Origin of the sequence: Bifidobacterium intestinale (assembly GCF_023656765.1) — a bacterium.
Lineage (GTDB): Bacteria > Actinomycetota > Actinomycetes > Actinomycetales > Bifidobacteriaceae > Bifidobacterium > Bifidobacterium hominis.
Genome location: NZ_JAMOKR010000005.1, coordinates 26,356 through 52,758, shown reverse-complemented (window position 1 = coordinate 52,758; position 26,403 = coordinate 26,356). Strand labels below are relative to the sequence as shown.

Annotated in this window: 20 protein-coding genes and 3 tRNA genes; 12 read left to right on the top strand and 11 right to left on the bottom strand. The window is 55.9% G+C overall.

Features of this window, described 5'->3' with window-relative positions:
* Positions 1 to 227 precede the first annotated feature (227 nt).
* Together NBH13_RS07265 and NBH13_RS07260 are read left to right on the top strand one after the other, a co-directional pair.
* Positions 228 to 2,984 carry a phosphoenolpyruvate carboxylase gene (locus NBH13_RS07265; protein ID WP_099571597.1) on the top strand — a complete coding sequence of 919 codons (2,757 nt, stop codon included), beginning with the start codon at positions 228 to 230 and terminating at the stop codon, positions 2,982 to 2,984.
* A gap of 352 nt (positions 2,985 to 3,336) precedes the next feature.
* Positions 3,337 to 4,032: a carbonic anhydrase gene (locus NBH13_RS07260; RefSeq protein WP_099595717.1), complete on the top strand. Its 696-nt coding sequence runs from the start codon at positions 3,337 to 3,339 to the stop codon at positions 4,030 to 4,032.
* A gap of 13 nt (positions 4,033 to 4,045) precedes the next feature.
* Here the strand turns inward: NBH13_RS07260 and NBH13_RS07255 are convergent, their stop codons facing one another.
* Positions 4,046 to 5,380, bottom strand: coding sequence for an ATP-binding protein (locus tag NBH13_RS07255; protein ID WP_099595718.1), 1,335 nt, complete (start codon positions 5,378 to 5,380; stop codon positions 4,046 to 4,048).
* 373 nt (positions 5,381 to 5,753) lie between these two features.
* Between NBH13_RS07255 and NBH13_RS07250 the strand changes: the two genes are divergently transcribed.
* Complete coding sequence (locus NBH13_RS07250) at positions 5,754 to 7,085, top strand: hemolysin family protein (RefSeq protein ID WP_250779433.1); 1,332 nt, start codon at positions 5,754 to 5,756, stop codon at positions 7,083 to 7,085.
* A gap of 163 nt (positions 7,086 to 7,248) precedes the next feature.
* Here the strand turns inward: NBH13_RS07250 and NBH13_RS07245 are convergent, their stop codons facing one another.
* Both NBH13_RS07245 and NBH13_RS07240 read right to left on the bottom strand, forming a co-directional pair.
* Positions 7,249 to 8,232, bottom strand: coding sequence for an L-lactate dehydrogenase (locus NBH13_RS07245; protein ID WP_250779431.1), 984 nt, complete (start codon positions 8,230 to 8,232; stop codon positions 7,249 to 7,251).
* A gap of 319 nt (positions 8,233 to 8,551) precedes the next feature.
* On the bottom strand, positions 8,552 to 9,328 hold the full coding sequence (locus NBH13_RS07240) for a YgjP family zinc-dependent metalloprotease (RefSeq protein WP_502801763.1): 777 nt from the start codon (positions 9,326 to 9,328) through the stop codon (positions 8,552 to 8,554).
* A gap of 102 nt (positions 9,329 to 9,430) precedes the next feature.
* Between NBH13_RS07240 and NBH13_RS07235 the strand changes: the two genes are divergently transcribed.
* The 3 genes from NBH13_RS07235 to NBH13_RS07225 all read left to right on the top strand — a co-directional run bounded on the left by NBH13_RS07235 (position 9,431) and on the right by NBH13_RS07225 (position 9,690).
* A tRNA-Ile gene (locus tag NBH13_RS07235) sits at positions 9,431 to 9,504 on the top strand.
* Between the two features lie 39 nt (positions 9,505 to 9,543).
* Positions 9,544 to 9,616: transfer RNA gene (locus NBH13_RS07230), tRNA-Ala, on the top strand.
* A 1-nt stretch (position 9,617) separates the two neighbouring features.
* Positions 9,618 to 9,690, top strand: a tRNA-Ala gene (locus NBH13_RS07225).
* Positions 9,691 to 10,123: 433 nt separating this feature from the next.
* Here the strand turns inward: NBH13_RS07225 and NBH13_RS07220 are convergent.
* On the bottom strand, positions 10,124 to 10,627 hold the full coding sequence (locus NBH13_RS07220; RefSeq protein WP_099595722.1) for an MscL family protein: 504 nt from the start codon (positions 10,625 to 10,627) through the stop codon (positions 10,124 to 10,126).
* 241 nt (positions 10,628 to 10,868) lie between these two features.
* Here NBH13_RS07220 and gdhA point away from each other — a divergent pair, with 241 nt between their 5' ends.
* Positions 10,869 to 12,215 carry an NADP-specific glutamate dehydrogenase gene (gene gdhA, locus NBH13_RS07215; RefSeq protein ID WP_250779429.1) on the top strand — a complete coding sequence of 449 codons (1,347 nt, stop codon included), beginning with the start codon at positions 10,869 to 10,871 and terminating at the stop codon, positions 12,213 to 12,215.
* A gap of 522 nt (positions 12,216 to 12,737) precedes the next feature.
* Here gdhA and NBH13_RS07210 read toward each other — a convergent pair.
* The 7 genes from NBH13_RS07210 to dnaA all read right to left on the bottom strand — a co-directional run bounded on the left by NBH13_RS07210 (position 12,738) and on the right by dnaA (position 23,507).
* A complete protein-coding gene (locus NBH13_RS07210) occupies positions 12,738 to 13,277 on the bottom strand; it encodes a DUF3566 domain-containing protein (protein WP_099571589.1) in 540 nt (179 codons plus the stop codon).
* A 75-nt stretch (positions 13,278 to 13,352) separates the two neighbouring features.
* Entirely contained in the window at positions 13,353 to 16,058 is a 2,706-nt protein-coding gene (gene gyrA / locus NBH13_RS07205; protein ID WP_250779427.1) for a DNA gyrase subunit A, read from the bottom strand.
* A gap of 53 nt (positions 16,059 to 16,111) precedes the next feature.
* Complete coding sequence (gene gyrB / locus NBH13_RS07200; RefSeq protein ID WP_236824500.1) at positions 16,112 to 18,229, bottom strand: DNA topoisomerase (ATP-hydrolyzing) subunit B; 2,118 nt, start codon at positions 18,227 to 18,229, stop codon at positions 16,112 to 16,114.
* Between the two features lie 270 nt (positions 18,230 to 18,499).
* Positions 18,500 to 18,985, bottom strand: a complete 486-nt coding sequence (locus NBH13_RS07195) for a DciA family protein (protein ID WP_099571586.1) — start codon at positions 18,983 to 18,985, stop codon at positions 18,500 to 18,502.
* The gene (gene recF / locus NBH13_RS07190) at positions 18,985 to 20,187 is read right to left on the bottom strand and encodes a DNA replication/repair protein RecF (RefSeq protein WP_099571585.1); all 1,203 of its coding nucleotides are present in this window, start codon (positions 20,185 to 20,187) and stop codon (positions 18,985 to 18,987) included. Before recF ends, NBH13_RS07195 begins: the two co-directional genes overlap by 1 nt.
* A gap of 164 nt (positions 20,188 to 20,351) precedes the next feature.
* On the bottom strand, positions 20,352 to 21,476 hold the full coding sequence (dnaN, locus tag NBH13_RS07185; RefSeq protein WP_099571584.1) for a DNA polymerase III subunit beta: 1,125 nt from the start codon (positions 21,474 to 21,476) through the stop codon (positions 20,352 to 20,354).
* 555 nt (positions 21,477 to 22,031) lie between these two features.
* The gene (gene dnaA, locus NBH13_RS07180; RefSeq protein ID WP_099571583.1) at positions 22,032 to 23,507 is read right to left on the bottom strand and encodes a chromosomal replication initiator protein DnaA; all 1,476 of its coding nucleotides are present in this window, start codon (positions 23,505 to 23,507) and stop codon (positions 22,032 to 22,034) included.
* Between the two features lie 317 nt (positions 23,508 to 23,824).
* On the opposite strand from dnaA, the gene rpmH reads away from it, so the two are divergent.
* The 5 genes from rpmH (at position 23,825) to NBH13_RS07155 (ending at position 26,376) form a co-directional block, all read left to right on the top strand.
* Positions 23,825 to 23,959 (top strand): 50S ribosomal protein L34, encoded by a 135-nt coding sequence (gene rpmH / locus NBH13_RS07175; RefSeq protein ID WP_003807168.1) that lies wholly within the window; start codon positions 23,825 to 23,827, stop codon positions 23,957 to 23,959.
* Positions 23,960 to 23,976: 17 nt separating this feature from the next.
* Complete coding sequence (rnpA, locus tag NBH13_RS07170) at positions 23,977 to 24,339, top strand: ribonuclease P protein component (protein ID WP_099571672.1); 363 nt, start codon at positions 23,977 to 23,979, stop codon at positions 24,337 to 24,339.
* A 26-nt stretch (positions 24,340 to 24,365) separates the two neighbouring features.
* Positions 24,366 to 24,671, top strand: a complete 306-nt coding sequence (gene yidD / locus NBH13_RS07165; protein WP_004222749.1) for a membrane protein insertion efficiency factor YidD — start codon at positions 24,366 to 24,368, stop codon at positions 24,669 to 24,671.
* A complete protein-coding gene (gene yidC / locus NBH13_RS07160; protein ID WP_099571582.1) occupies positions 24,671 to 25,705 on the top strand; it encodes a membrane protein insertase YidC in 1,035 nt (344 codons plus the stop codon). The genes yidD and yidC overlap by 1 nt, the downstream gene beginning before the upstream one ends.
* Positions 25,706 to 25,848: 143 nt before the next feature.
* A complete protein-coding gene (locus NBH13_RS07155) occupies positions 25,849 to 26,376 on the top strand; it encodes a Jag family protein (RefSeq protein WP_099571581.1) in 528 nt (175 codons plus the stop codon).
* The last annotated feature ends 27 nt before the right edge of the window (positions 26,377 to 26,403 follow it).

The following is a 26,403-nucleotide window of genomic DNA, read 5'->3' as shown; positions in this document are numbered from 1 at the left end:
GATTTTCGAAATTTCCGTCGATTTCACCTTGTGGACACCACTGGACCACGATGCGGACATTTTCGGTATTTCCGTAACCAAACTGTCGATTTGCCGCGCATACAATGGTCGTGCATTACCGACCGAACTTAGGGCTGTGGGCTCGCAACAGATGGCCAAAACAATCGCGGAGGTGCCGCGAAGGACCAACAGACCGGGCAACCCGATGGTTCGGAGAAGGAGATCTGATGGCAGATAATAATCAACAGATCACGCCTGCGGACGCAGCTATCGTCTCGTCCGGCACGGGAACCAAGGGTCCCGAAGAGCGCGATCTTCCCGCATCCCTCAAAGAAGAAATGGATCTGTGTCTGCAGATTCTTCGCGAGGTCCTCGGCGAATTCGACGAAAAGCTGCTGGCGACATTCGATGAGGTGCGCGAATACGCACTGAATGCCAGCGCCGAACGCTTCGCCGGCATTCTGACTGATACCAATTCCGAGCAGGACGACCTGCAGAACGCGGTCAACACCATCGACAAGATGAATGTTGAAGACTCACAGCTGCTGGCCCGCGCATTCACGACCTACTTCCATCTCGCCAATCTGTGCGAGGAGAACTATCGCGTTTCCGTGCTGCATCAGCGCGAATCCAAGGTTGAGGACACCGCGCCCGTCGATCCAGTCAACGAAATGACTTGCGCCTACCACCAGCTCATCAACGAGCTCGGTCCGGCCAAGGCAAAGGAACTGCTCGACCAGCTCGAGTTCCACCCGGTGTTCACCGCGCATCCGACCGAAGCCCGCCGTAAGGCCGTGGAAGGCAAGATTCGCCGTATCTCCCAGCTGCTCGAAGCGCATAAGCTGCTTGGCGGCTCGGACAAGAAGGAAAACTCCCGTCGTCTCTTCAACGAGATCGACGCGCTGTTCCGCACCTCCCCGATCGCACTGAAGAAGCCGACACCGGTTGAGGAAGCGGATACCATCCTCGACATTTTCGACAACACGTTGTTCTACACCATTCCGCAGGTCTATCGCCGTTTCGATGATTGGATCCTCGGAGACAAGGCCGGCCTGGTGCCGCCGGTGTGCCCCGCGTTCTTCCATCCGGGCAGCTGGATCGGTTCCGACCGCGACGGAAACCCGAACGTCACCGCCAAGGTGAGCCGTCAGGTGGCTCGCAAGTTCAGCGATCATGTGCTGGGAGCGCTCGAGATCGAGACCCGCCATATCGGCAAGAACCTGACCATGGAATCCACCACGACGCCGCCGAGCGCCGAGCTCAAGAGCCTGTGGAACCGTCAGAAGGAGATGAGCGAACGCCTTACCGACAAGGCAGCTCTGATCTCCACCAAGGAACTGCACCGCGCAGTCATGCTGGTTATGGCCGATCGTCTTCGCGCCACCATCGACCGTGATGTCGACCTGATGTACCATTCCTGCGAGGATTTCATCGCCGATCTGAAGATCGTGCAGCGTTCCCTCGCCGACGCCAACGCCAAGCGTTCCGCGTACGGCCCGTTGCAGGATCTGATCTGGCAGACCGAAACCTTCGGCTTCCATATGGTCGAGATGGAGTTCCGTCAGCATTCCGTGGTGCATTCCCGCGCTTTGGAAGACATCCGCGAACATGGTCTGCACGGCGAACGCGGCGAACTGCAGCCGATGACCCACGAAGTGCTCGACACCTTCCGCGCGCTCGGCGCAATCCAGAAGCGCAATGGCGTCAAGGCCGCCCGCCGTTACATCATCTCGTTCACCAAGAGCGCCCAGAACATCAAGGACGTGTACGAGCTGAACCGTCTGTCGTTCGCACGCCCCGAGGATGTGCCGACCATCGACGTAATCCCGCTGTTCGAACAGCTTGAGGATTTGCAGAATTCGGTGGACGTGCTTGAGGAAATGATCAAGATTCCTGAAGTGCAGGCTCGTCTGAAGGCCACCGGCGGCAAGCTTGAGGTCATGCTCGGCTACTCCGATTCCTCGAAGGATGCCGGCCCGACGTCCGCAACTCTGGCACTGCATTCCGCACAGGAGCGCATCGCCAAGTGGGCCGAATCGCACGATATCGACTTGACCCTGTTCCATGGCCGCGGCGGCGCCGTTGGCCGTGGCGGCGGCCCGGCCAACCGTGCCGTGCTCGCACAGCCGGTCGGCTCCGTGAAGTGCCGTTTCAAGCTCACCGAACAGGGCGAAGTCATCTTCGCACGTTACGGCAACCCGGTTCTGGCCATCCGCCACGTAGAATCCGTGGCGGCCGCAACGCTGCTGCAATCCGCTCCGAGCGTGGAGAAGCGCAACACCGACATGACCGAGAAGTATGCCGACATGGCAAGCAAGCTCGACGAAGTCGCACACAATCGCTTCCTGGATCTGCTGAATACTCCGGATTTCGCACCGTGGTTCTCCACCGTCACGCCGCTGACCGAAATCGGTCTGCTGCCGATCGGTTCCCGACCTGCAAAGCGTGGTCTCGGCGCCAAGTCCTTGGACGATCTGCGCACCATTCCGTGGATCTTCTCTTGGGCTCAGGCACGCATCAACCTCGCCGCATGGTATGGCCTCGGATCCGCCTGCGAAGCGTTCGGCGATCTCGCCACCCTGCGTCAGGCGTATGAGGATTGGCCGCTGTTCTCGACGTTCATCGACAATATCGAGATGTCGTTGGCTAAGACCGACGAGCGTATCGCCAAGATGTACTTGGCACTCGGCGACCGTGAGGATCTCAACAAGAAGGTGCTCGACGAGATGGAGCTCACCCGTGAATGGGTGCTCAAGATCGTCGGCGACGAATGGCCGTTGCAGCACCGCCATGTGCTCGGCCAGGCCATCCGCATACGCTCGCCGTATGTGGACGCACTGTCTGTCACCCAGGTGCTCGCCCTGCGTTCGCTGCGTAAGCGCGTGGACAAGGAAGAGCTCACGCACGGACAGAAGGCGAACTACACCTACCTGATCCTGTGCACCGTGTCGGGTGTCGCAGCAGGCCTGCAGAACACCGGCTGATTTTCGGCTGACCGCCTGACAAAAGCGAGCGGGGAGGTTCCGTGCCAATAAACGGCGCGGGCCTCCCCGCTCGCGTTCCCGGATTCAACTTGTAAGCGCAACGCCTTCTTAAATTAGAAACTGAACACTTCCAAACCTAGACAAGGCGTTGCACGTCTATTTAGAATCCGGGGCAGTCGCTCGGTTGGATGAGTCCGGCACGATACCGTCAGAGCCAAGGAATAGCTGCGTGATTATCCCCAAGAAAACGTCCTCAGCCCCTGCCTTAGATGGCGATTCAATCGAAACAACTTCAGAAACACCGTTTATGATGAACCATAGCCTGTGATGAAATGACAAAGAGGTGGAATCAATGACGGACGAAACATTTGTGAACCAGAACGACGTGGAGGGCACGGCGAACGGCGTGTGGAGCCGCATGTTGGCGGGCAACCGTAGATTCACGGAAGGCAAGCTGGAACATCCGAACCGCAGTGCGGAAGCACGCAAGGCGGTTATCGACACGCATGAGCCGGATGCGGCGGTATTGAGCTGCTCTGATGCACGTGTCAGCCCCGATATTATTTTCGACGCAGGCATCGGCGATCTGTTCACCGTGCGCACGGCAGGGCAGGTCATAGACGATGCCGTGATCGCCTCTTTGGAATACGCGGTGGATGTGCTCGGCGTGCGCCTTTTGGTGGTGCTCGGCCATCAGAATTGCGGCGCGATCAAGCAGGCATGCAAGGAATACGAGGCGTTGTTGCACGAGTTGACCGCCGACGCGGAGGATTCGCTGATGGCCGCTGACAGCGTTGCCGACCTTGACGAACGTATTCTGAACGCGAAATCGCTGATGCTGCGCACCGTCGGTTTTTCGATTTGGCAGGCGCACGAGTCGGAGCTGGAATCGACGGAGGATTTCGAGCGCGTGCACATCGCACGCACCATCGAGCAACTGGTGGAGCAGTCCGAGGTGATTCAGCGCGCGCTGGCGGAGGATCGGCTGATGATCACCGGAGCACGCTACCAGCTCGACACCGGAAAAGTCGAAGTATTGAGCTTCTGATTTTCTATACGATTCATGACAGACGTCGATCTGCCGTTGTACGTGCAAGCACAGCCACCGCATACAACGGTAGATCCTGTATGTCACCATCCTTGCGTGGAGGCAACGGCGAGAACCGCACAGCATGCTCAAAGCCGAATCGTTTGATGGCGGCCTTCAGACTTTTCGCGTGAAGATTGATGCCGGCCTTCACTTCAATCGGTATAACATACCGATCGTTCTGCGCAAGAAAATCAAGTTCGTTCGTCGAATTGGCATTCGTCCAATAGCGGGGCTCAAATCCATACGAAACAAGTTCCTGACATACCAATTGCTCGGCAAAAGCGCCTTTCGCTGAACCAAATACCGAATCGCCATCCAAAATACTCTCCGGACTCGCGCCATTCATGGTACGCAACAAACCGACATCGGACGTATAAAGCTTGAACGCATCGACATCATCGAATGATTTGAGCGGATATTCCGGAGCGGTGACCCGCGCGACCTTCAATGCGATCGATGAATCAAGCAACCGCTGAATCGCTAATTCAAAATCTTTGCCACGTCCACCGGAACGCACCGCACCATAAAGAAACTTCTTATTCTCACGCGCAAGCTGGGAGGGAATTGAATCCCAAACCTGTGCAAGGCGCAAGGAAAATCCCCTCGGCATCGCATCGGCATACTTCGAAAAATCACCGCGATAGCCCTGCAGGATGTCTTCCTGCACCTGCATTATCCGATTGAAATCAGCACCAGGATATGTATCGGCGAAAATCTCGACGGCTTCCGGCATGCCACCTACCACCATGTAGTATTTCAGCCATTCCATGAGCTGCTCGTGGAATACCGACATCATGTCCAGATCCGCGTTTTCGATGATTTCCGTAAGATTATGGCAGCCAACGGCGTCCAGAAATTCCAGAAAATTCATCGGATATAGACGGTAGCGATCCACCTTCCCCACGGGATAGGAAGTGCCTGGATGCACGGTGATGCCCAACGATGATCCGGTTGCGATCAGCGCGTATTCGCAAGCTTCCTCTGCGAAATATTTCAACGCCTCGACGGCTCTGGGAATCGCCTGCACCTCATCAAGCACAATCAAAGTCTTCCCGGGTTCAATGCGCGTTCGCGAAGCCAAAGCGATACCTGCAATCAACCGTTCAGGACGCAGAGAACCGGAAAAAAGTTGATCCATAGCCTCATTGTTCTCCAGTGAGACATACGCCATCGATTCAAACTGAGTGCGTCCGAGCTCTTTAACCAACCAGCTCTTACCGGTCTGTCGGGCACCGTCCAGAATCAAAGGCTTGCGATGCGCATCGTTCTTCCATGCGATAAGCCGTTTCATCATCCAACGTTTCATAGATGCACCTCGCTCGATCAACTTTCCCAATACACCATTTGCTGTCGGAATGGCGAATTGACAGGAATAGTCGTTTTAAACAAAAATACCATTTTCTAGGGGATAATCACCAGCTTAAGCTACATTTTCTAGGGGAAATTAAAAGTTTACACATACATAATCTCCATATCAACATCATATCGACGTCATGTTGCCCCACTGGACTAGGAGCAACCGAATACCGACAAGGACCGGCTGATGATCACCGGAGCACGCTACCAGCTCGACACCGGAAAAGTCGGAGTATTGAGCTTCTGACGTTTTTCCGGAAAAGACAGCTTCCAAGTCCGTTGCGTCGCGCTGTTTTGACATGCCGTTGCTTTAGATTGGAACCATGTCACTCGGTTTGAATATCCTCCTGATCTTCATCTTCCTGCTGCTCGGTTCCGTGTTCGCCGGCACCGAACTGGCGTTGGTCAGTCTGCGCGGATCGCAGATCGACCAAATGGAACAGGAGGATGCCCGCGGCAAGCGCGTCGCACAAATCGCACGCGATCCGAACACGTTTCTGTCGACCGTGCAGATCGGCGTGACGTTGAGCGGTTTTCTTTCCGCATCGTTCGGCGAATCGTCGATTTCGCCATACATTGTGCCGATCGTCGAAAGTTGGGGCGTGCCGACGAGCGTGGCCGCTCCCCTAACAACCATTGTGCTGACGTTGATCATTTCATACTGTTCGATTGTGATTTCGGAGTTGGTGCCGAAGCGTATCGCCATGCAGCGCAACGAGCAGATCGCGCGTGCCGTGGTGCCCGCGATTCACGTGTTTGCGAAGGTGTGCAAGCCGATTATTTGGCTGATCGGCAAGAATACGAACATTATTGTGCGCATGCTTGGTTTTGATCCGAACGAGACCGACAGCGAAGTGTCCGACGAGGAGCTGCGCGTACTCGTCAACACCAATACGAACTTGAGCAAAGACGAACGCACGATCCTCGACGACGTGTTCGACGCGTCCGAAACGATTGTGGCGGAAGTGATGCGCCCGCGCGCCGACGTGGTGTTTCTGGATGGTGCCATGCCAATCGAGGAGGCGGCCGCGTACGTACGCGGAATGCCATACTCTCGTTATCCGGTGACCGGCAAGGATTTCGACGATGTGCTCGGCTTTGTGCACGTGCGCGATCTGCTTGACATCCGCGACCCCAAAGCACGGACGGTTGCCGACGTGACGCGCGAGGGCATTTCGCTGCCGGGCACGTCGAAGCTGCTGCCAAGCCTTGAATTGCTACGAAAGCGCGGCATTCATCTGGCGGTGGTCATCGACGAATATGGCGGCACCGACGGCATCGTCACGTTGGAGGATATGACGGAGGAGCTGGTCGGCGATATTCGCGACGAATACGATCTGCCAGAGGAGAAGGGTGGCGAACGCACGGAACGTACTGCGTTCGTCAATGGCGTCGCCACTATCGAAGGTGGTATGACGATTGAGGATTTCGCTGATTTGACTGGTATCGAGCTTGAGGACGGCCCGTACGAGACGGTTGCCGGCTATTTTCTGGCGCACACTGGCAAGATGGGCGAAGTCGGCGATACGTTACCTTCCGACGACGGTTACGACATGACTGTCACGCAAGTGGACGGCCGTCGTATCGAAACGTTGGAAATCCGCAAGCATACGGTTGATGACGATACTGCGAAATCCGTAAAGACTGCAAAATAATCTGAAATTAATCGAAATAAATTGAGATAAATCGAAATAAAAACAGGCTTGCGATTATGTAAATGTTGATTTTTCGTACGATCAACATCAATATCAACATCAGTAATCGCAAGTCTGTCTATTACGTTTGTCATGTTATTAAATCTGTCGATTTACTACAGATTCAGCTACGCAGTGTGGAATGACATTCGTCATCCCACCATGCAAGTTGCGCGATATTGGCGCGGATATGCTCGCAGGACGCGTGGAATTTGGCCTGTTCGCTTTCGGTGAGTGTGGGATTGAGTACTTCTTCGACGCCGTTCGCGCCGATGATGCACGGCAGGCTTGCATAATTGCCGCTTTCGCCTTGTTCGCCGGTAAGCAGCGTGGAGCAGGCGGTCGCATAGTGTTCGTCGCAGAGCACGGCTTGCGTAAAGCGTGCCGCGGTGGCTGCAATGGCGTATTCCGTGCACTCTTTGCCGGCATACACGCGGTATCCGCCTCGGCAGGCGTCCTGCTCAGTTTCCTCCTCGTCAAGAGTGAATCGTTGCGGATTGTCTTGCGCGAGCTGAGTGAGCGGCTTGCCTGCGATGTTCACGTTCGACCAGTAGGCGAACTGCGAATTGCCATGCTCCCCCAGCATGTATGCGCAGATTGATTTCTGGTCCACGTTGACGCGTTTCGCAATGGCGTTGCGCAGTCGTGCGGAATCCAACGCGGTTCCGGTGCCGATGATTTTGCGCGGATCGTAGCCGGTGATGTGCCAGATTGCGGTTGCGACCACATCGCACGGATTTGAGATGGTGATGATCACACCGTGGAAGCCTGCGTTGAACAGTCGGGAGATCCAGGTGCGTGCAATGTCGGTGGTGACGAACAGTTCGCCGTCACGATTTTTGGCACTGGTTTTCACGTCGCCGGCAGCGTTGATTACCACGTCGCAGTCGGCTAGCTGCTCGTATTGCGTGCCGTAGTTGCCGATCACGCAATTATGCGGGTAGAAACTCAACGCATCGCTTAAATCCTGACATTCGCTGACTACCTTTTGATCGTTGATGTCGCACAGTTTCAGTTCTTCGGCCAGTCCTGCGGAAAGCACGGCATTTGCAACATGCGCACCCACGTGTCCGATTCCGATAATGCCGACTTTTCTCAATACAGCCATGGCCGGTCCCTTCCTCACTTGTTCGATCTTTCTGCATGACTGTTCGCATGCAAACGTTTCAGCTGACATGATTGTAGGCTTGCAAATCGCGGATGTTCAGCATTTTGAACATCTTATGGACACAAAAAGCTATACGAATCACCTATACGTCGTTATCAAACATTCGCAAGCCGTGACAAGTCATGGCAATCTGCACAATGTGACGGCAACGGCGCGATATCGCAAGTATTTCAACATCCCAGACAACGCAACAACATCGCCCTACGCAAACTCATCGCAGCATGGCAGCATGACGGCAAACGCAACAGCATCGCGAGCATCACAACACAACATGACGGTTCAGCTCCCGCCGCACTTGCCTCCATTGCGGCAAATATGCGCTCATACGTCGCTGAAAGCCCTCTCCGTGCCCATTTTCCCACAGGTGCGTCATTTCATGCACAAGCACGTATTCCAGGAATCTGGGGTCCATAAGACCGAGTTGCAGGTTGAGTCGGATGCGGCCGGTTTTCGGCGTGCACGATCCCCACCTCGACGTCATGATGCGCAGTGTGACATGCGTTGGCTCGCGACCGATAATCGGCGACCATTTCGCAAGCAGAGCCGGCAGTTGCGCATTGATGGCCTGTACGGCCCGTTCCTTCGCCGCGTCGCTCCACACGAAAGCGCGCGGATTATTCAAGCTATTGGGATCGCCTGGATTGTTTCGATCGCCCACGTCGCCCGAATTTTCCAGGCCATTCAGATTTTCCGGACCATTCGAACCATTCACACCGTCCAAACCATTGAAATCGCTTTGACGGATCTGTTCATCCTTGGCTTGCAGCATGGTGCGTCGCGCACGTTCGATCCACGGTTTGCGTTCCGTCACGAATCGTGCGATTGCCGCTTGTGACATGCAAGAAGGTGCGGAGATGACGATTTGCGCGTTCGGCGGTTTGATGCGCAAATACATGTTTTTGATGGACTTGCGCATGATGATCACCGTCATTCCAGCGATTTGCGTGGTTTCTTCGGATAGCGTGCGATTACGATTGCGCGCTCCCCTACTGGCTCTCCCACTGTTGTTACGCTGGCTACGATGATTGTTCAGCATGTCTGCATTATGTCACGACACGCCGAAGACGCACCGGATTTTGACTTTCGCTGATTATCACGTATTATTTCAATTCGTTGTGCTTAACAGTGCAGCAGAAACGGGCCCGTAGCTCAGGTGGTTAGAGCGCATCCCTGATAAGGATGAGGTCGGAGGTTCAAGTCCTCCCGGGCCCACAGTGATTAAGAGCGGCGCGGCCGCTTTTTTTCAACTATGGGGCTATAGCGCAGCTGGTAGCGCATCTGCTTTGCAAGCAGAGGGTCGCCGGTTCGAACCCGGCTAGCTCCACGGGGCTATGGCGCAGCTGGTAGCGCATCTCCATGGCATGGAGAGGGTCAGGGGTTCGAATCCCCTTAGCTCCACAGGCAGGGTTTCCGGTGATTTCCGGAAACCCTTTTTTCATACCCAAATCCAAAATCCAAAATCCAAACCCGCATCCCAATTCCTCCACCCGCTGGAGAAAACCGGACGCAGCCAAGCACCTCACAGTCCAAAAACCTCCACCGAGTGGAAGAATCCTCCCGCCAACAAGCCTCCCAGCATCCCAAAACCTCCAGTCACTGGAGAAAACTAGACGCAACCAGACATCCCACAGTCCAGATTCCCCCAGTCACTGGAACAAATGACCCGCTGAGGCACCTTCCAGAGTCCGTATTATTCCAGCGCATGGAAGAATTACCCGCTGAAAGACCATTGCAAAAGGCCGTCTCAGACGGGACTTGCATCACCGCTTGAAACGGCCTCGGATTATTGATTATTACGATTGCTGACGATACTTACGATTGCTGACGATGACTACCGCACTACGTCCGCGCCGGCAACCGTGCCAGAATCGTTCGGCACGTTCTGTGCATCCTGTGCATTCTGCTTGGCAAGTTCGTCGCGGATTTGCTGCAACAGCAGGATCGTTTGCTCTTCGGTGGAGATTTCCGGCTCTTTGGCGGCTTCCTCCTCGGCTTTGCTCCGTTCTTCCGAAAGCTTGGTTTTGGCGAGCAACGCCTCGGTCACATCACGGAATTTGTTGATCGGCACGAGAATGCAGAAATACACGGCCGCCGCGATAATCAGGAAATTCAATATCGCGCCAAGTACCGCGCCAAACGAAACCGTCGCATTATTGAATGTAATTGCCAGCAGACCATCCATATTCGGTTTGCCGAAAATCATGGCGATGAACGGATTAATCACGTTGTTGACGATCGAATTAACCACCGTGGTGACGGCACCGCCCATGACGACACCGACCGCCATGTCGATCATGTTGCCGCGTGCAATGAATTTCTTGAATCCTTCAATCATGATGATTCTCCCAGTATGTGAGATTACGAGATGCTGTTACGGACGTACTCTCTCCCACGCTTTCCGCATTTCCATCCTATAGTCAACGCAAGGCATGGCAATCCCGTAAAAAGAAGCAAGTTCGGAACCAGCGCTCGCCAAAAGCGTCTCCAAATCCTGAACAAGGTCTTGTGCTGCCCATATTCGTGCACATAGAATGAGGCCGTCTATTGATAACCTAACTATCCCGAAGGGGAAGAATATGCTCACTGATGAGTACGTCAAGCGCGTGTACGCGCAGGTGGAAAAGCGCGACGGCGACCAGCCGGAGTTCCTGCAGGCCGTTCGCGAGGTTTTCGAAAGCCTCGAACCGGTGGTCGCGAAGCATCCGGAATATGAGAAGGCGGGTGTGCTCGAGCGCATCGTCGAGCCGGAACGTGTGGTGAAGTTCCGCGTCGCATGGACCGACGATGAGGGTAAGGTGCAGGTCAACCGCGGTTACCGCATCCAGTTCAACTCCGCAATCGGCCCGTACAAGGGCGGCCTGCGCTTCCACCCGAGCGTGAACGAGGGCGTCATCAAGTTCCTCGGCTTCGAGCAGATTCTGAAGAACTCCCTGACCAGCCTGCCGATGGGCGGCGGCAAGGGCGGCTCCGACTTCGACCCGAAGGGCAAGTCCGACGCCGAAGTCATGCGTTTCTGTCAGGCCTTCATGACGGAACTGTGCCGTCATATCGGCCAGTTCACCGACGTTCCGGCCGGCGACATCAACGTGGGCGGCCGCGAGATCGGCTACCTGTTCGGCCAGTACAAGCGCATCCGCGACGAGTATTCCGGCGTGCTCACCGGCAAGGGCCTCGAATTCGGCGGCTCCCTGGCTCGCACTGAGGCCACCGGTTACGGCCTGTGCTACTACACCGCCGAGGCAATGCGCGTGCTGCGCAATGACTCTTTCGAAGGCAAAACCGTGGTCATTTCCGGCTCCGGCAACGTGGCCATCTTCGCCACCGAGAAGGCTCAGGCCCTCGGCGCGAAGGTTGTGACCGCCTCCGATTCCAACGGCTACGTCTACGATCCGAACGGCATTCAGCTTGACGTGGTCAAGGACATCAAGCTGGGCCATCGCGGCCGCATCAAGGAATATGCAGAGCGCGTGCCGGGCTCCGAGTACCACGAGGGCTGCAAGGGCGTGTGGACCGTTCCGTGCGACATCGCCCTGCCGTGCGCCACCCAGAACGAGATCGACGAGGAGTCCGCCAAGGCCCTTATCGCCAACGGCTGCACCGTGGTGTGCGAAGGCGCCAACATGCCGTCCACTCCGGAGGCAATCGCCGTCTACCAGTCCAACAACGTGCTCTACGGCCCCGCTAAGGCCGCGAACGCGGGCGGCGTGGCAGTTTCCGGCCTTGAGATGAGCCAGAACTCCTACCGCCTTTCCTGGACCTTCGAAGAGGTTGACGGCAAGCTCAAGTCCATCATGGAGAACATTGTTGCCAACTCCCTGGAAGCCGCCAAGGAATACGGCCACGAGGGTGATCTGATGCTCGGCGCCAACGCGGCCGGCTTCGTCAAGGTCGCCAACGCGATGGTCGCCCAGGGCGTGCTGTGATCTAGTCGATTTAGCCAATACGGCTGATTATCGGGAAGAAATTGAGGGTCTGTCTGGTTTATTCCAGGCAGACCCTCTTTTCGTATTTCAACACGTATTTCAGCGCACCCAATCTAGTTTCAATCATATCTGAAACAACCACTCAAAAAACATGATAGTTTTAGCTATCACCGCAACTTCCTCTCATACAGCTCCGCTATCTCGCTTATATATGGCAGATTTGAGAGTTCGTACGGTGATATTTCGCCTATATATGGCAGCCTTGGTAGGCAAAACAACCCAAAACATACCCCCGAACTGGCTTTTTCGCAAGTTGATCTGCCATATATAAGCGAGATGTCACCGGTCAGAGGACGAAATCTGCCATAGATAGGGCAGATATGGGCAGGGGAGAGACGCAAGAGAGACTGTTTTGGCAAATACGAAGGCGGTCTGTGCCGTGATTGGAATCACGATACAGACCGCCTTGTTGCGCTTGAACTCACTATCGCCGCTCGCTGCTGTTAACAGCCCGCAGAGCTATTAATCGTCGCCAAGCGTGACGTGGATGCCGCCGACGAGGGTGCTCACCACGTTGTACAGCAGCGTGAGAATCACCACGAGCACGGTGATCAGCACCACTTCCACAATGGAGAAGATGGTGACGGCACTCAGAACGGTGCTCAGCGAGAACACGTTCGTCAAATCAAATCCGCCGGCATCCAAGCCCGTGGAGGACACGATCTGCGTAACCTGGTCGAACACGCCAACCACGTTCAGCATGCCCCACAGAATAGCTGCCGCAACGATCTGAATAATTCCTCCCGCGATGGAAAGCATGAACGCCACCTTAGCGGCCGACCATGCGTCGATACGCGTCAGAGACAGGCTCATACGGCGTGCGCGCGGAGTACCGCCACGACGCTTCTCACGAACCTTCACGCCGCCGGAAGCGGGGGAGGAGACACCCTCATGTGCCTGAACCTGATCCTCACCAATCAGCGGCTGGCTGGAAGCGGAACGTGCCACGCGCGGTGCATGCCCATCCTCCGGCATTTGCTGTCCTTCGTTGTTCTCGCTCATCGTTGCTCCTTGCAAGATTGTGCCCAGTTCTTAGCTGAGGCTACCAGTTTTCACAGACGATTGTCCGTGCTTCGATCAGGCCTCTACATTCTCGCCATCGCCGGATTCGGCGTTGGTTTCAGCAGGGGCTTCAACGGCAGATTCAGGCGATTGCGCAGTACCCTCGTTCGCAGTTGCGTCCACGGTCGCATTTTCCACGTTTTCCGCGGATTCGTCGTCGTCCTTTTCCTCGTTACGCGCGATAGAGATGATCTCGTCGTTCTTGTCAGGCTTAGCGAACGTCACGCCCTGAGTGGTACGTCCAGTGCGCTTGACCTCGTCGACGTTGGAACGGATGACCTTGCCGGACTTCATGATGGCCATGATCTGGTCATCTTCCTCAACGATCACCGCGCCCACGAGGGAACCACGGCCTTCGGCGAGCTGCACGGCCTTGACACCAAAGCCATTACGGCCCTGCAGGCGGTATTCGCTGATGGCGGTACGCTTGGCGAAGCCTTCGTTGGTGACCACGAACAGATCCTTGTCGGAATCGCCCCAGACCACGTCCATGGCCAGCAGTTCGTCGCCTTCGCGGAACTTCATACCCTGCACGCCGGCAGTCTGGCGTCCCATCGGGCGCAGTTGCTCGTCGTTGGCCTGGAACTTCAGGCTCATGCCCAGCTTCGACACGAGAATGATGTCATCCTCTGCATTGCACAGTGCGGCACCGATTAGCTCGTCGGCGTTCTCGCCGTTTTCGTCGGCCATGAGACGCACTGCGATCAGGCCGCCCTGACGCGGGGAATCGTATTCGGCGAGCGCGGTCTTCTTGACCTTGCCGGAACGAGTGGCGAGCACCAAGTACTTGGCCACTTCGTAGTTCGGAATCGACAGCACGGTCTGGATCGTCTCGTCAGGGCCGAACTGCAGCAGGTTGGCCACATGCTGTCCCTTGGAATCGCGCGACCCCTCCGGCAGCTCGTAAGCCTTCAAACGGTACACGCGTCCTTTGTTGGTGAAGAACAGCAGCCAGTTGTGAGTGCTTGTCAGGAAGAAGTGGTCGACCACGTCGTCCTCACGCAGCTTGGCTCCCTTGATGCCCTTGCCACCACGGTGCTGCGCACGGTATTCGTCGGCCTTGGTGCGCTTGATGAAACCGGAGTGGGTGACGGTCACGACCACGTTTTCTTCCGCAATCAGATCTTCGACGTTCATTTCACCGGAGTACGGCAGGATCTTGGTTCGACGTTCGTCGCCATACTTGGACACGATTTCGTCAAGCTCGTCGCCCACGATTTTGCGTTGACGCTCCGGCTTGGCGAGAATGTCGTTGTAGTCGGCGATACGACGCATCAGCTCGTTGTGTTCGTCGAGAATCTTCTGACGTTCCAATGCGGCCAGTCGGCGCAGCTGCATGGCCAGAATGGCGTCGGCCTGCACTTCGTCCACGTCCAGCAGGTCCATAAGGCCCGTGCGTGCGACTTCCGCGGATTCGGACGCACGAATGAGCGCGATGACCTCGTCAATCATGTCGAGGGCCTTCAGGTAGCCCTGCAGAATGTGGTCGCGCTCTTCTGCCTCACGCTTGAGGTAGGCGGTACGGCGTGCGATGACTTCCAGCTGGTGGCCCACCCAATGGCGGATGAACGCGTCCAGAGACAGCGTGCGTGGCACGCCATCGACCAGTGCCAGCATGTTGGCACCGAAGGTCTGTTGCAGCTGGGAATGCTTGTACAGGTTGTTGAGCACAACCTTCGGCACTGCGTCGCGCTTGAGCACGAGCACGAGACGCTGTCCGGTACGGCCGGAGGTTTCGTCACGCATGTCTGCGATGCCCTGGATCTTGCCGTCACGCACCGCTTCGCGGATGGAAACGACCAGTCGGTCCGGGTTCACCTGATATGGCAGTTCGGTGATCACGAGGCACATACGGCCCTTGATCTCCTCGGTGTTCACCACCGCGCGCATGGTGATCAGACCACGGCCGGTACGGTAGGCCTGCTCGATGCCCTTGTGTCCGAGAATCGTTGCGCCAGTAGGGAAGTCCGGTCCCTTGATGATGCGGATCAGGTTTTCGAGCAGCTCTTCGCGGCTTGCGTCTGGGTGGTCAAGCGCCCAATGCACGCCTTCGGCCACTTCGCGCATATTGTGCGGAGGAATGTTGGTGGCCATACCGACGGCGATGCCAGACGAACCATTGCACAACAGGTTCGGGAATCGTGCTGGAAGCACGGTCGGCTCCTGCGTCTTGCCATCGTAGTTCGGCAGGAAATCGACGGTGTCTTTGTCGATGTCACGCACCATTTCCATGGCGAGCGGAGCCATACGGCATTCGGTGTAACGCATTGCTGCGGCCGGATCGTCGCCGGGGGAGCCGAAATTGCCTTGGCCGTCGACCAGCGTGTAACGCATCGACCACGACTGTGCCATACGCACCAACGTGTCGTAGATCGCGACATCGCCGTGCGGATGGTACTTACCCATGACCTCGCCGACCACGCGGGCGCACTTGGAGTAACCGCGGTCGGGACGGTAGCCGCCGTCGTACATCGCGTAGATCACACGGCGATGCACAGGCTTCATGCCGTCGCGCACGTCCGGGAGCGCACGGTCCACGATCACGGACATGGCGTATGCCAGGTAGGAATCGCGCATTTCCTGCTGCAGATCCTTCTTCTGGATACGTTCGCCCACCATCAGGCCGTAATCGGTGTTGTCGGCCTCCTGCGGGCTCAACGGCTCCATGGAGCCGTCAGGCACGAACTGGCCGTCTTCGTTGCTGTTGTTTTCGTCTGCCAACTTCTAAGTCCTTCTAAATCCTTATGAAACCTTGCCTGAAGTCCTTGAAATTCCTACGCGTCGATCCAGCTGACGTTGCGTGCGTTGCGCTGGATGAATAGGCGGCGAGGTTCGACTTCGTCGCCCATGAGCATGGAGAAGGTTTCGTCGGCTGCGGCCGCGTCTTCGATCTGCACCTGCTTCAGAATGCGGTGGTCAGGATCCATGGTGGTTTCCCACAGTTCCTGGTAGCTCATTTCACCCAGACCCTTGTAACGCTGGATGCCTTCGCCCTTCGGCAGCTGACGGCCGGAAGCCTTGCCTTCGGCGAGCACGCGGTCGCGTTCGGCGTCGGTATACACGAAGTCGTGCGCACCCTTGGTCCACTTGAGTCGGTACAGCGGCGGCATGGCCACATACACGTAACCGGCGGTGATCATCGGGCGCATGTAACGGAAGAACAGCGTCAGATTCAGGGTTGCGATATGCGCGCCGTCCACATCGGCATCGGCCATGATGATGACCTTGTGGTAGCGGACTTTGTTCAGGTCGAAATCCTCGCCGTAACCGCCGCCGACCGCAGTGATCAGCGATTCGATGGTTTCGGACTTCATCATGCGGTCAAGGCTTGCACGCTCAGTGTTGAGGATTTTGCCTCGCAGCGGCAGAATGGCCTGCGTGATCGGGTTGCGTCCCTGAATTGCGGAGCCGCCTGCGGAGTCACCCTCCACGATGAACAGTTCGCACTCTTCAGGATTGTTGGACTGGCAATCCTTCAGTTTGTCTGGCATGCCCGCGGATTCGAAGATTGACTTACGGCGGGTATTCTCACGTGCCTTCTTGGCTGCAAGACGCGCACGGGAGGCTTCAATGGCCTTCTGGATGATGTTCTTGGCTTCGCTGGGATGCGCATCGAACCAGTCGCCGAGCTTGTCGGTCATCACGCGCTGTACGAAGGTTTTCGCTTCGGAATTGCCGAGCTTGGTCTTGGTCTGGCCTTCGAATTGCGGGGTGGTGAGCTTCACCGACACCACTGCGGTCAGGCCTTCGCGCACGTCGTCGCCGGAAAGGTTCTCGTCCTTGTCTTTGAGGATGTTCTTTTCACGTGCGTAACGATTGACGAGCGAAGTCAGAGCCGCACGGAAGCCTTCTTCGTGGGTGCCGCCTTCGGTGGTTGAGATGGTGTTGGCGAAGGTGTGCACCGCTTCGGAGTATGCGGTGGTCCACTGCATGGCGATTTCCGCGGAAATGCCGATTTTCAGATCTTCCGCTTCGAAATCGATGACATCCGGTTCGACCGGGGTTGCCTTGCGGGATTTCACCAAGTAATCGACGTAATCCTTGATGCCGTCGTTGTACTGGTAGGTGACTGCCTGATGCTTCGGTTCGGCATTGTCGTCACCGTCACCTGCGACTTCGTCTCCTGCCTGGTCAGGCTCGCGCAGATCGGTTAGGGACAGCTTCAGACCCTTGTTGAGGAACGCCATCTGCTGGAAGCGGTTGCGCAGGGTTTCGAAATCGTAGGTGGTGGTTTCGAAGATCGCGCCGTCGGCCCAGAAGGTCACGGAAGTGCCGGTGGACTCGTCTTCACCCATCGGTTCACCCTTAACCAAACGTGAGGTCGGCTTCTGGTCGATGTAGGTCTGGGTCCAGTGGAAGCCCTGGCGGCGCACTTCGATGTCGACGCGGGTCGACAACGCGTTCACCACGGAAATACCCACGCCGTGCAGACCGCCGGAGACCGCGTAGCCGCCGCCACCGAACTTGCCGCCTGCGTGCAGCTTGGTCATCACGGTTTCCACACCGGAAACACCTTCGCCTGGCACTTCGTCGACCGGAATGCCTCGTCCGTCATCGACCACGCGCACGCCGCCGTCCGGCAGAATCGTCACTTCGATATGCGAGGCATAGCCCGCCAGCGCCTCGTCGACGGAGTTGTCGACGATTTCATACACTAGGTGGTGCAGGCCACGGGGGCCGGTGGAGCCGATGTACATACCCGGGCGGATTCGCACCGCCTCAAGGCCTTCCAACACTCTCAGATCGGACGCGTCGTAATGCTCCGGAGCCAAAGTGTCGTCGAGCTGCGCATCTTCGAGCTGATCGTTTTGGTTCCGATCTTCCTGCGTGTTTTCAGCTGATTCGTTCAGCGAATCCGCATCAAGGTCTACCACAGAGATTCCTTCCTGCATTTTTCCCGCCAATGAGGGTCATTCACGCAGGTGATACCACCTAGAACGCAAATAAAGGCCCCTTCTAGGCGTTTACATACACTGCTTGATATTCTACTCATGCAGGGGGACAGCACGCCAGAGGCATTTATCCTTGAAATTCAGCCGTTTACCCCTGTCTTTTACGTTCGGAAAAGTATCTTCCAACCCTCGCAAAGGTCATCTCCGGGACATATTCGACGAATGGCTGATCGCAAACCAACTATCACACCAATATCGCGTGATATTTCGCTAATATCGGGTCCTTCTGGCCATTCGCCCTCGGCTGAATCCCTGTTGCTGGGGGCCGGTGACGCGCACTTCGTTGATGGTCAGGCCCTCGAGTCTCCTGCGAATGGTGTCGGTCAGCAGCGGAATCATGTACGTCATGGTGGTGGTCCATGCGGGGCTGTCGCATCGGATCGTCAGAATGCCGTCGCGCAGGTCGACGGGGTAGGAGTGGCGTGCGTTTTCGTCACCGACCACCTGGTCCCAATGATTCTGCATCTGCGCGATTTTCAAATGCGGCGTCCACGAACCTTGCGTTGCGATCACGTTGAAGATATTGCCGACCGTCTGCGGGTCGCGTCCGGGTTTGCCGAAATTCTCCCATGCCTGCCGCGCACGTTCCTCACGTTCCTTGTAACGTCCGGCGCGTTTGCTGATGCGTTCGAACACTTCGGCGGGCAACTTGCGTTGGTCGAGATGCAATGTTTCGCAGATTGGAGGATTAGGCATCAGCGGTCAGTCTCCCTTCTTGCCGCAAGCTGCGCCATCATCGCCGCCAAATCGGCATCGCCGCCATCTTGCGATTGCCGACGCAACGCGGACACGTCAATTACATGCGCGTGCACGACGTCCGTTTGCGGAATGTCGCTTGCCGCAGCGACGGTGATCAGCACTTGATCCTGCCTCATCGCGAAATCGAGGATCTGTCCACGACGGGATTCGTCAAGCTGTGCGAACACATCATCGAGAATCACGATCGGCTTGCTTTCGAATTGTGCGGAAACCGCTTCATATAGCGCCATTTTCAACGCCAAAGCCATGGTCCACATCTCGCCGTTGGACGCGAATTCACGGGCGGGCATGTCGTTGAGCAGCAAGGTCAGGTCATCGCGATGCGGGCCAATCAGATTCTGCCCGCGTGCCACTTCGCCCGGGTAGATGCGCTGGAAATGACGGCTGATTTCCGCGCCCGGATCGTCGAACAGCATCACTTCGTCGAAGGATGGCTCGTATGCGAGCGCCGCCCGCTCGCCGTCGCCTGCCAAAGACGCGTAGATTCGCGCGAAAGGCTCCCCTAAGCGTGCGATTACATCGTTGCGTTCCTGTGTCAGTCTCATGCCGAGATCGATGAATTGTCCTGTCCAGATTTCCAACCCGCTTAAGACCGTCTGCTGGCTGTATTGCAAATCGGTATTCGTGCCGTCGCCGAGTTGTTTGAGCAGTGCCGTGCGTTGTTTCGCCACGTGCGTGAATTGTTGCAGCAGCTGCGCGTAGTGGGGGAGCAGCAGGGAAGCGGCCTGGTTGATGAAGTTACGTCGGGTTGCTGGGTCGCCTGCTACCAAACGCTGATCTTCGGGGGTAAAGGAGACGGAGGGCGTGCGCCCGATGAGATCGCGCATGTATTGCGATTTTCCGCCATCGATTCGCGCCCGATTCGCACCTCGCGCCACGATGGTCGCTTCATAGGTGTGTTGCGTTTCGTCGTCTTCCACATTGGCTCGGATGGTGGCCGAAGCGCACCCTTTTTCGATTAGCGGCAATGATGATGACGTGCGATGGCTTGATCCCGTGGAAAGCACTTCGACGGCTTCCACAATATTGGTTTTGCCGAGTCCGTTGGCTCCTTGCAGAATGTTGATTCCCGGTTCGAAGTCGAGCACGCAATGTTCCCAAGAACGGTAGTGGTCGAGCGCTAGGCGGGAAATATACATTCACAATCCTTGAGAATAAAGCAAATTTCTTACGTGGACAGTCGCAATTATTTACGAATATGATTGTTCATGAATATTCATGCAAACGGGCTGAACCGGCAGTAATAGCCATGTTCAGCCCTGTTTTTGCGATGCACCCACGTTTTGTGCGGAGCGGTTTATGTTCAGCTGTTGAAACGCATGGGCACAAGCAGGTAACGGTAGTCCATGGATTCCGCGGAATCCGACTCCTTCTGGCCGTTGAATTCCACAGGCTTGACAGCGGTGGTCATCTTCATGCGCACGAACGGTTCCGCGATGGCGCTCAGGCCTTCGATCAGGTAGGTCGGGTTGAAGGCCACGGTGATGTCTTCTCCATCCATGTCGATGTCGAGGATTTCCTTGGCTTGGGCTTCGTCCGCGGTTCCTGCGGTCAACGTGAGCTCCTGGCTGGTGAAGGCCATGCGGATCGGTGCGTTGCGCTCGGCGACGAGGGAGACGCGCTTGATGGCACTAATGAGATCCTGCTTGTTGATGACCGCATGAATCGGGTATTCGTCGGCATACAGGCGGTCGACCGCGGGGAATTCGCCGTCGATCAGCTGCGAGGTAGACACGCGTCCGGCGTTCTCGAAGCCCAGTAGCGACGGATTCTCCGTGTCGAAGTCCACAACGATGTTCTGGTGCTCATCCAGAGAGCGTGCCACGTCGCGCAGCAGTGCGCCGCGAACGAGTGCGGTGGCGTTTGTGTCCGGGTTTTCCGGCGTCCACGTAAAGCTCGAACGAGACAGACGGAAACGGTCGGTGGAGCTCATGATCACCTTGTCGCCTTGGAACTGCACGCGGATGCCGGTGAGCACGGGGCGATTCTCCTCGCGGGAAACGGCAACGGATGCTTGGGTGACGGCCTGGGTAAAGGTTTGTGCGTCCACTTGGCCCAGTTTGGCCGGAATTACCGGAAGATCCGGATATTCGGCATCTGGCATGAGCTGCATGGTGAAAGTGGACTTGCCGGAGGTGATGGTCATGGTCGATCCATCGGTGGAAAGATAGGTTTTCGCAGCAGGAAGCGACTTGGTGATATCCGCCAGCAGCTTGCCGAGCACCAAAACGGATCCGGCTTCATCGATGCCTGCTTCAATGTGATGGCGGGCGGAAATGGCGTAATTGAAGGCGGAAAGCTGGAGAGTGCCGTCGATGGCCTCCAAACGGACGCCTGCCAAAATGGGGGATGCAGGACGAGCGTCGATCACGCGGGTGGTCCAGGCTACTGCGTCGGCCAGCGCTTGGGAATTGACTTCAACTTTCATGGCTAATTTCCTCGTTTCATTCGGTCCATAAGTCATTTTAGCGAGCTGTCAGAGTTTTGACGAAGCGTGGGGAATTCCCCACTTATGGTGACGATGATGATTTTCTTATAACAATCTATATTCGTCATAATAAGGCCTGTGGATAATGTGGGTAAGTGATTAGACCCCACATTTTGCAAGGGTTCAGTTCACCTCACTACCTGTGGATAACTTTTGAATGGAGTGTGGACAAATCATGGGGTTATCCACAGGCTCGGCAATGAGAAAAAGTTATCCACAGAAGCCTGTGTATAGTCCACAATTCATCCACCGCCAATTTTCGCGTTTCCAACGGGTTTTCCACCGAGAAATCCCTAATTTGTGTATAACTATGTGGATAACTTCAATAAAAATCTTCCACAGCCCGGCGTGTCAGCCCGGTCGGTAAAGTAGCCGATAAAGGTTTTACTAATATTCACACTTAGCGTCTGAAATGCGCCTAAAAAGGCGGAAAACGCCAAAATCGTTTTTGAGGCGTCCAAAAACACACGTAAACGAGCGAAGTCGCGGGAAACGTTATTTCTCGCCGGAACGCTGCTTGAGCTGCAGTGTCAACTCCGTCACATAGTTGTAGATTTCCTGCTTTTCCTGCATTTCATCGCTGATACGGGTGTAGGCGTGCATCACCGTGGTGTGGTCCTTGCCTCCAAACACCTGGCCGATGTCGTTCAGACTCATGCTGGTGAGCTCACGCACCAAATACATGGCGATCTGGCGGGCCAGCGCGATTTTCTTCGTGCGAGAACGGCCGACGATGTCATCGAACGTGATGTAGAAGTATTTCGCCACCTGGGTGATGATGTCGGTGGGCTTGATTTCCACATCGGTCGCGAAGAAGTCCTGCAGAGTATGCTCCGCCAGCGCGCGAGTCACCGGCTGTCCGCTCAGGGAAGCCATGGCAGTCACGCGGTTCAGTGCGCCTTCCAGCTCGCGGATGTTCTCGGTGAAACGTTCCGCAATAAGGTTGAGCACGTCGTCCTGAACGTTGGACCCATGGGCGATCATGCGCAGAATGGCGATTCGCGTCTCCAGATCCGGCGGCTTGACGTCGACGGTCAGGCCGGATTCGAAGCGGGAGATCAGGCGTTCGTTGAAGCCCTGCAGATCCTTCGGAGGCACATCGGATGCGATCACAATGCGCTTGTTCGCCTGGTGCAGGGTATTGAACGTATGGAAGAACTGTTCAAGTGTCGCGTCTTTGCCGCTGAGGAATTGAATATCGTCGATCAGCAGCACGTCGACTTCACGGTAGCGACGGTTGAATTCCTTGATTTGGCCGGAATTCTGGTTGGTGTCGCCCAATGCTTCGATGAATTCGTTGGTGAACTCCTCGCTGGTCACATAACGGACCTTCAGTGAGGGATCCTTGACCAGCGCGTAGTTGCCGATGGCGTTCAGCAAGTGGGTTTTGCCCAGGCCGGAGCCGCCATAGATACACAGCGGGTTGAAATCATGGCCGGAACCTTCCGCGACGGCCAATGCGACGGTGCGCGCGAAACGGTTGGAATCGCCAGGAACGAAGGTGTCGAAGGTGGCGTTTTTGTTCAGGTGGGTCTTAGGATCCAGCAAAGGCCTGTTCTGGCCTCGTTGGAAGGTGTTGGGGCGTTCCGGAGGCATGACGACCGGAATGGGAAGCTGGCCCTGCGTGGTTTCCTCAACATGAGGCGCGGGGGTAAAATGAGGGTATTCCTCGACGGCCGGCTGGGCGGGTTCCTTCTTTTCCACGATCTTGAATGCGGGGAAAATATCCTGTTCGGCGGCCTCTCGCAACGCCTTCAGCAAAGGTTGGCTCAATTCGTTCTGCAACGTCTGCTGCGCGGCCGCGCTGGGCACGCACAACACGATGGTGGGACCCCACATGCCTTCCGGAAAAACATTTTCCAGCCAGCTTTTGTCACGTACGGAAAGCGCGGGATTCTGGTGCAGCAACGCCAGCGCGTCGGACCATACTCCGCGAGCCTGATCGAGAGGATCGGTTGTCGTATCGGCCACGGATTCCCCTTTCTCGACAGACTTCTACCAGTAGTGCAACTGTTTATTTGTACTCTCTTTTCCCCGAGTTATCCACCGGTAAGCGTGTTGAAATAATTGAATTGTGAATAACAGTGATGTAGTTTGTGGATAACTTTTGTGGGGAGTTTGGCGATATACCAACGTTTTTTGTGGATTGTTTTGTGGGGAGAGTCCCCATGAAAATGTGAAGGAATTAGCGGAGGCAATTACTCTGTTCAGGGGTCAGAGTAATTTGGTAGAGCTTGACTCATGAGGAGCCGTGCCTTGGCATGGCTAAAACACCGGGAGCATTAATTATGAAGAGGACATTCCAGCCGAACAACCGCCGTCGCCACATGAAGCACGGTTTCCGTCAGCGCATGCGCACCCGCGCAGGCCGCGCTCTGATCAACCGTCGCCGCGCCAAGGGCCGCAAGTCCCTCGCTGCCTGATTTAACGGCATAGAGTGGTGGAACGGCTGAAAAGCCATCGCGATTTTGTCGCGGTGCTCAAACGCCGTCGTAGGGTATCGCGAGAAGACATCGTCGTGCATTATTTGATGCACGACGATGCCATTATTGACGATTCCACGGCGAAGCGGGGCCGACGTGTCGGTTTGGCCGTTTCCAAGGCTGTCGGCAACGCAGTAACGCGTAATGCCGTTAAACGTCGTTTCCGCGTGCTTGCGCGAAAGTACGAATCTGCCTTACCTGAATCCTGCGATATCGTGTTGCGTGCAAAGCCAAGTGCTGCACATGCTGATTTTCTATCGTTGGAACAGCAGATCGTAGCATGTTTTGAAGCGGTGAATCGTAAGGCCGTGCGTCAGTAATGAACGCCGGTTGTGACGGAAATTGGATGATTCGCGCCATTCGCTGGTACCAACGTCATATTTCCGCGAATACCGCACCCTGCTGCAGATATTATCCAAGTTGTTCCAATTATGCGATTCAGGCGATTGAACGATTTGGCCGCCTTAAGGGTGGCCTTCTTGCGTTATTGCGCCTTCTTCGCTGCAATCAGTGGAACCGTGGGGGAATTGACGACGTTCCGCAGCTTTATTCCTTGTTTTACAGATGTTCGTGGTCGAAGGCACACGAGGAACCTCGGCTCACGCCTCTGAACGTAGAAAAACCTATAGGCGATAAGGAGACTGGCCTGTAATGAATCAAAATCAATTCCTCCTCGACAGCGGTTTCTGGGGCTGGCTGTATAAGCTCCTGTATCCCGTCGAGTGGCTCATGACGCAGATCATGGCCGTATTCCATAAGTTCCTGGTGATGCTGGGCATGAACGAGATCGGTTTCTCGTGGGTCATGTCCATCGTATTCCTAGTACTTGTGGTCCAGGCATGCGTTTTTCCGCTGTTCTACAAGTCCATGAAGGGTATGCGCAAGATGCAGGCCCAGATGGCCGTCCTGCAGCCAAAGATGCAGCGTATCCAAAACAAATACAAGGGCAAGAACGATCCCGCCAGCAAGGAAGCCATGCAGCGCGAGATGATGAAGCTCTACCAGGACAATGATGCGAACCCGATGGGTGGCTGCACTTCCATGCTCCCTATGTTCGTGCAGGGTCCCGTATTCATGTGCATGTTCTATACGCTGTCAGCCATTCCGTACATCGCACGCGGCAAATTCAGGGACGGACAGGGTCTTGGCGCTTTCGACATCGCCACAGCCAAGCAGTTCACGTCCACCACAGTGTTTGGTGTGAACGTGGCTGATAACTTCACGACCGCCGCCGTGCATGGCAAAGTAGTTATCGCCATCTTCGTTGCATTGATGTGCTTCTGCCTGTGGTTCATGCAGTACAACAGCATGAAGCGTAACATGGCTCAGTCTGCGGCAAACAAGCAGACCGAAATGATGCAGAAGATGATGTTGTGGATGTTCCCGATCATGTACATTGTCTCCGGTATTGCCATGCCGTTCGCTGTGCTGGTGTACTGGCTCACCAACAACATCTGCAATCTGTTGCGTTCCATCTGGCAGATCCACGTCTTCCCGACTCCGGGATCTCCGGCCGCCGAAGCGAAGGAAAAGCGTGATCATGTTCATGAGAACGCCCGCCGAGCCAAGGCCGGTCTGCCATCCCTCGAGGAAGAGGCGCTGCAGAAGGCCAAGGAAGCCGCCGAAGTGAAGGAAAAGAACGGCTACCAGCGTCATCAGCCGAGCCGTAAAAAGAAAAAGAAGTGAGTAAGAGTGTGTCCCGTGTTTCACGTGAAACGCGGGACACACCACTTTTATCAGCGTTTATCGTCGACGTGGTAAACAGTAATTAGACTTTACATAGCAAGACTTTTAGTAATAGAAACCCCGCTCAAAGGAGTACAACCACCATGGCGCAAGATGAGGAAAAGACCATCGATCAGCTCAATGAGGAAGCTGATATCGCTGCCGATTATCTTGAAGGACTGCTCGATATCGTTGATTACGAAGGTGATATCGAAATGGGCGTGCGCAACAATCGTCCTACCGTGCAAATCGTCGCCGATGATGATACGGATATCAAGCATCTCATCGGACGCAACGGCGAGGTCGTCGACGCATTGCAGCAGCTGACGCGACTTGCCGTGCAGCAGAAGACCGGCGAACGTTCCCATCTCATTGTGGACGTCGACGGCTATCTAAAGCGCAAGCGTCAGCGTCTGCATGACATCGCGCTGGACGCCATCGACGAGGTGCACGAGACCGGAGAGCCGGTCGACCTGAAGCCGATGAATTCCTTCGAGCGTAAGATCGTGCATGACGTGGTGCGTGAGGAAGGCATGAAGTCCCGTTCCCACGGCGAGGAGCCACATCGTTACGTTACGGTGTATCTCAAGGCTTCCGCCGCCGAGGAAACCGAAGACGAGGATGAGGCCTGAGTTCGGCTCGTTTCACGTGAAACATGG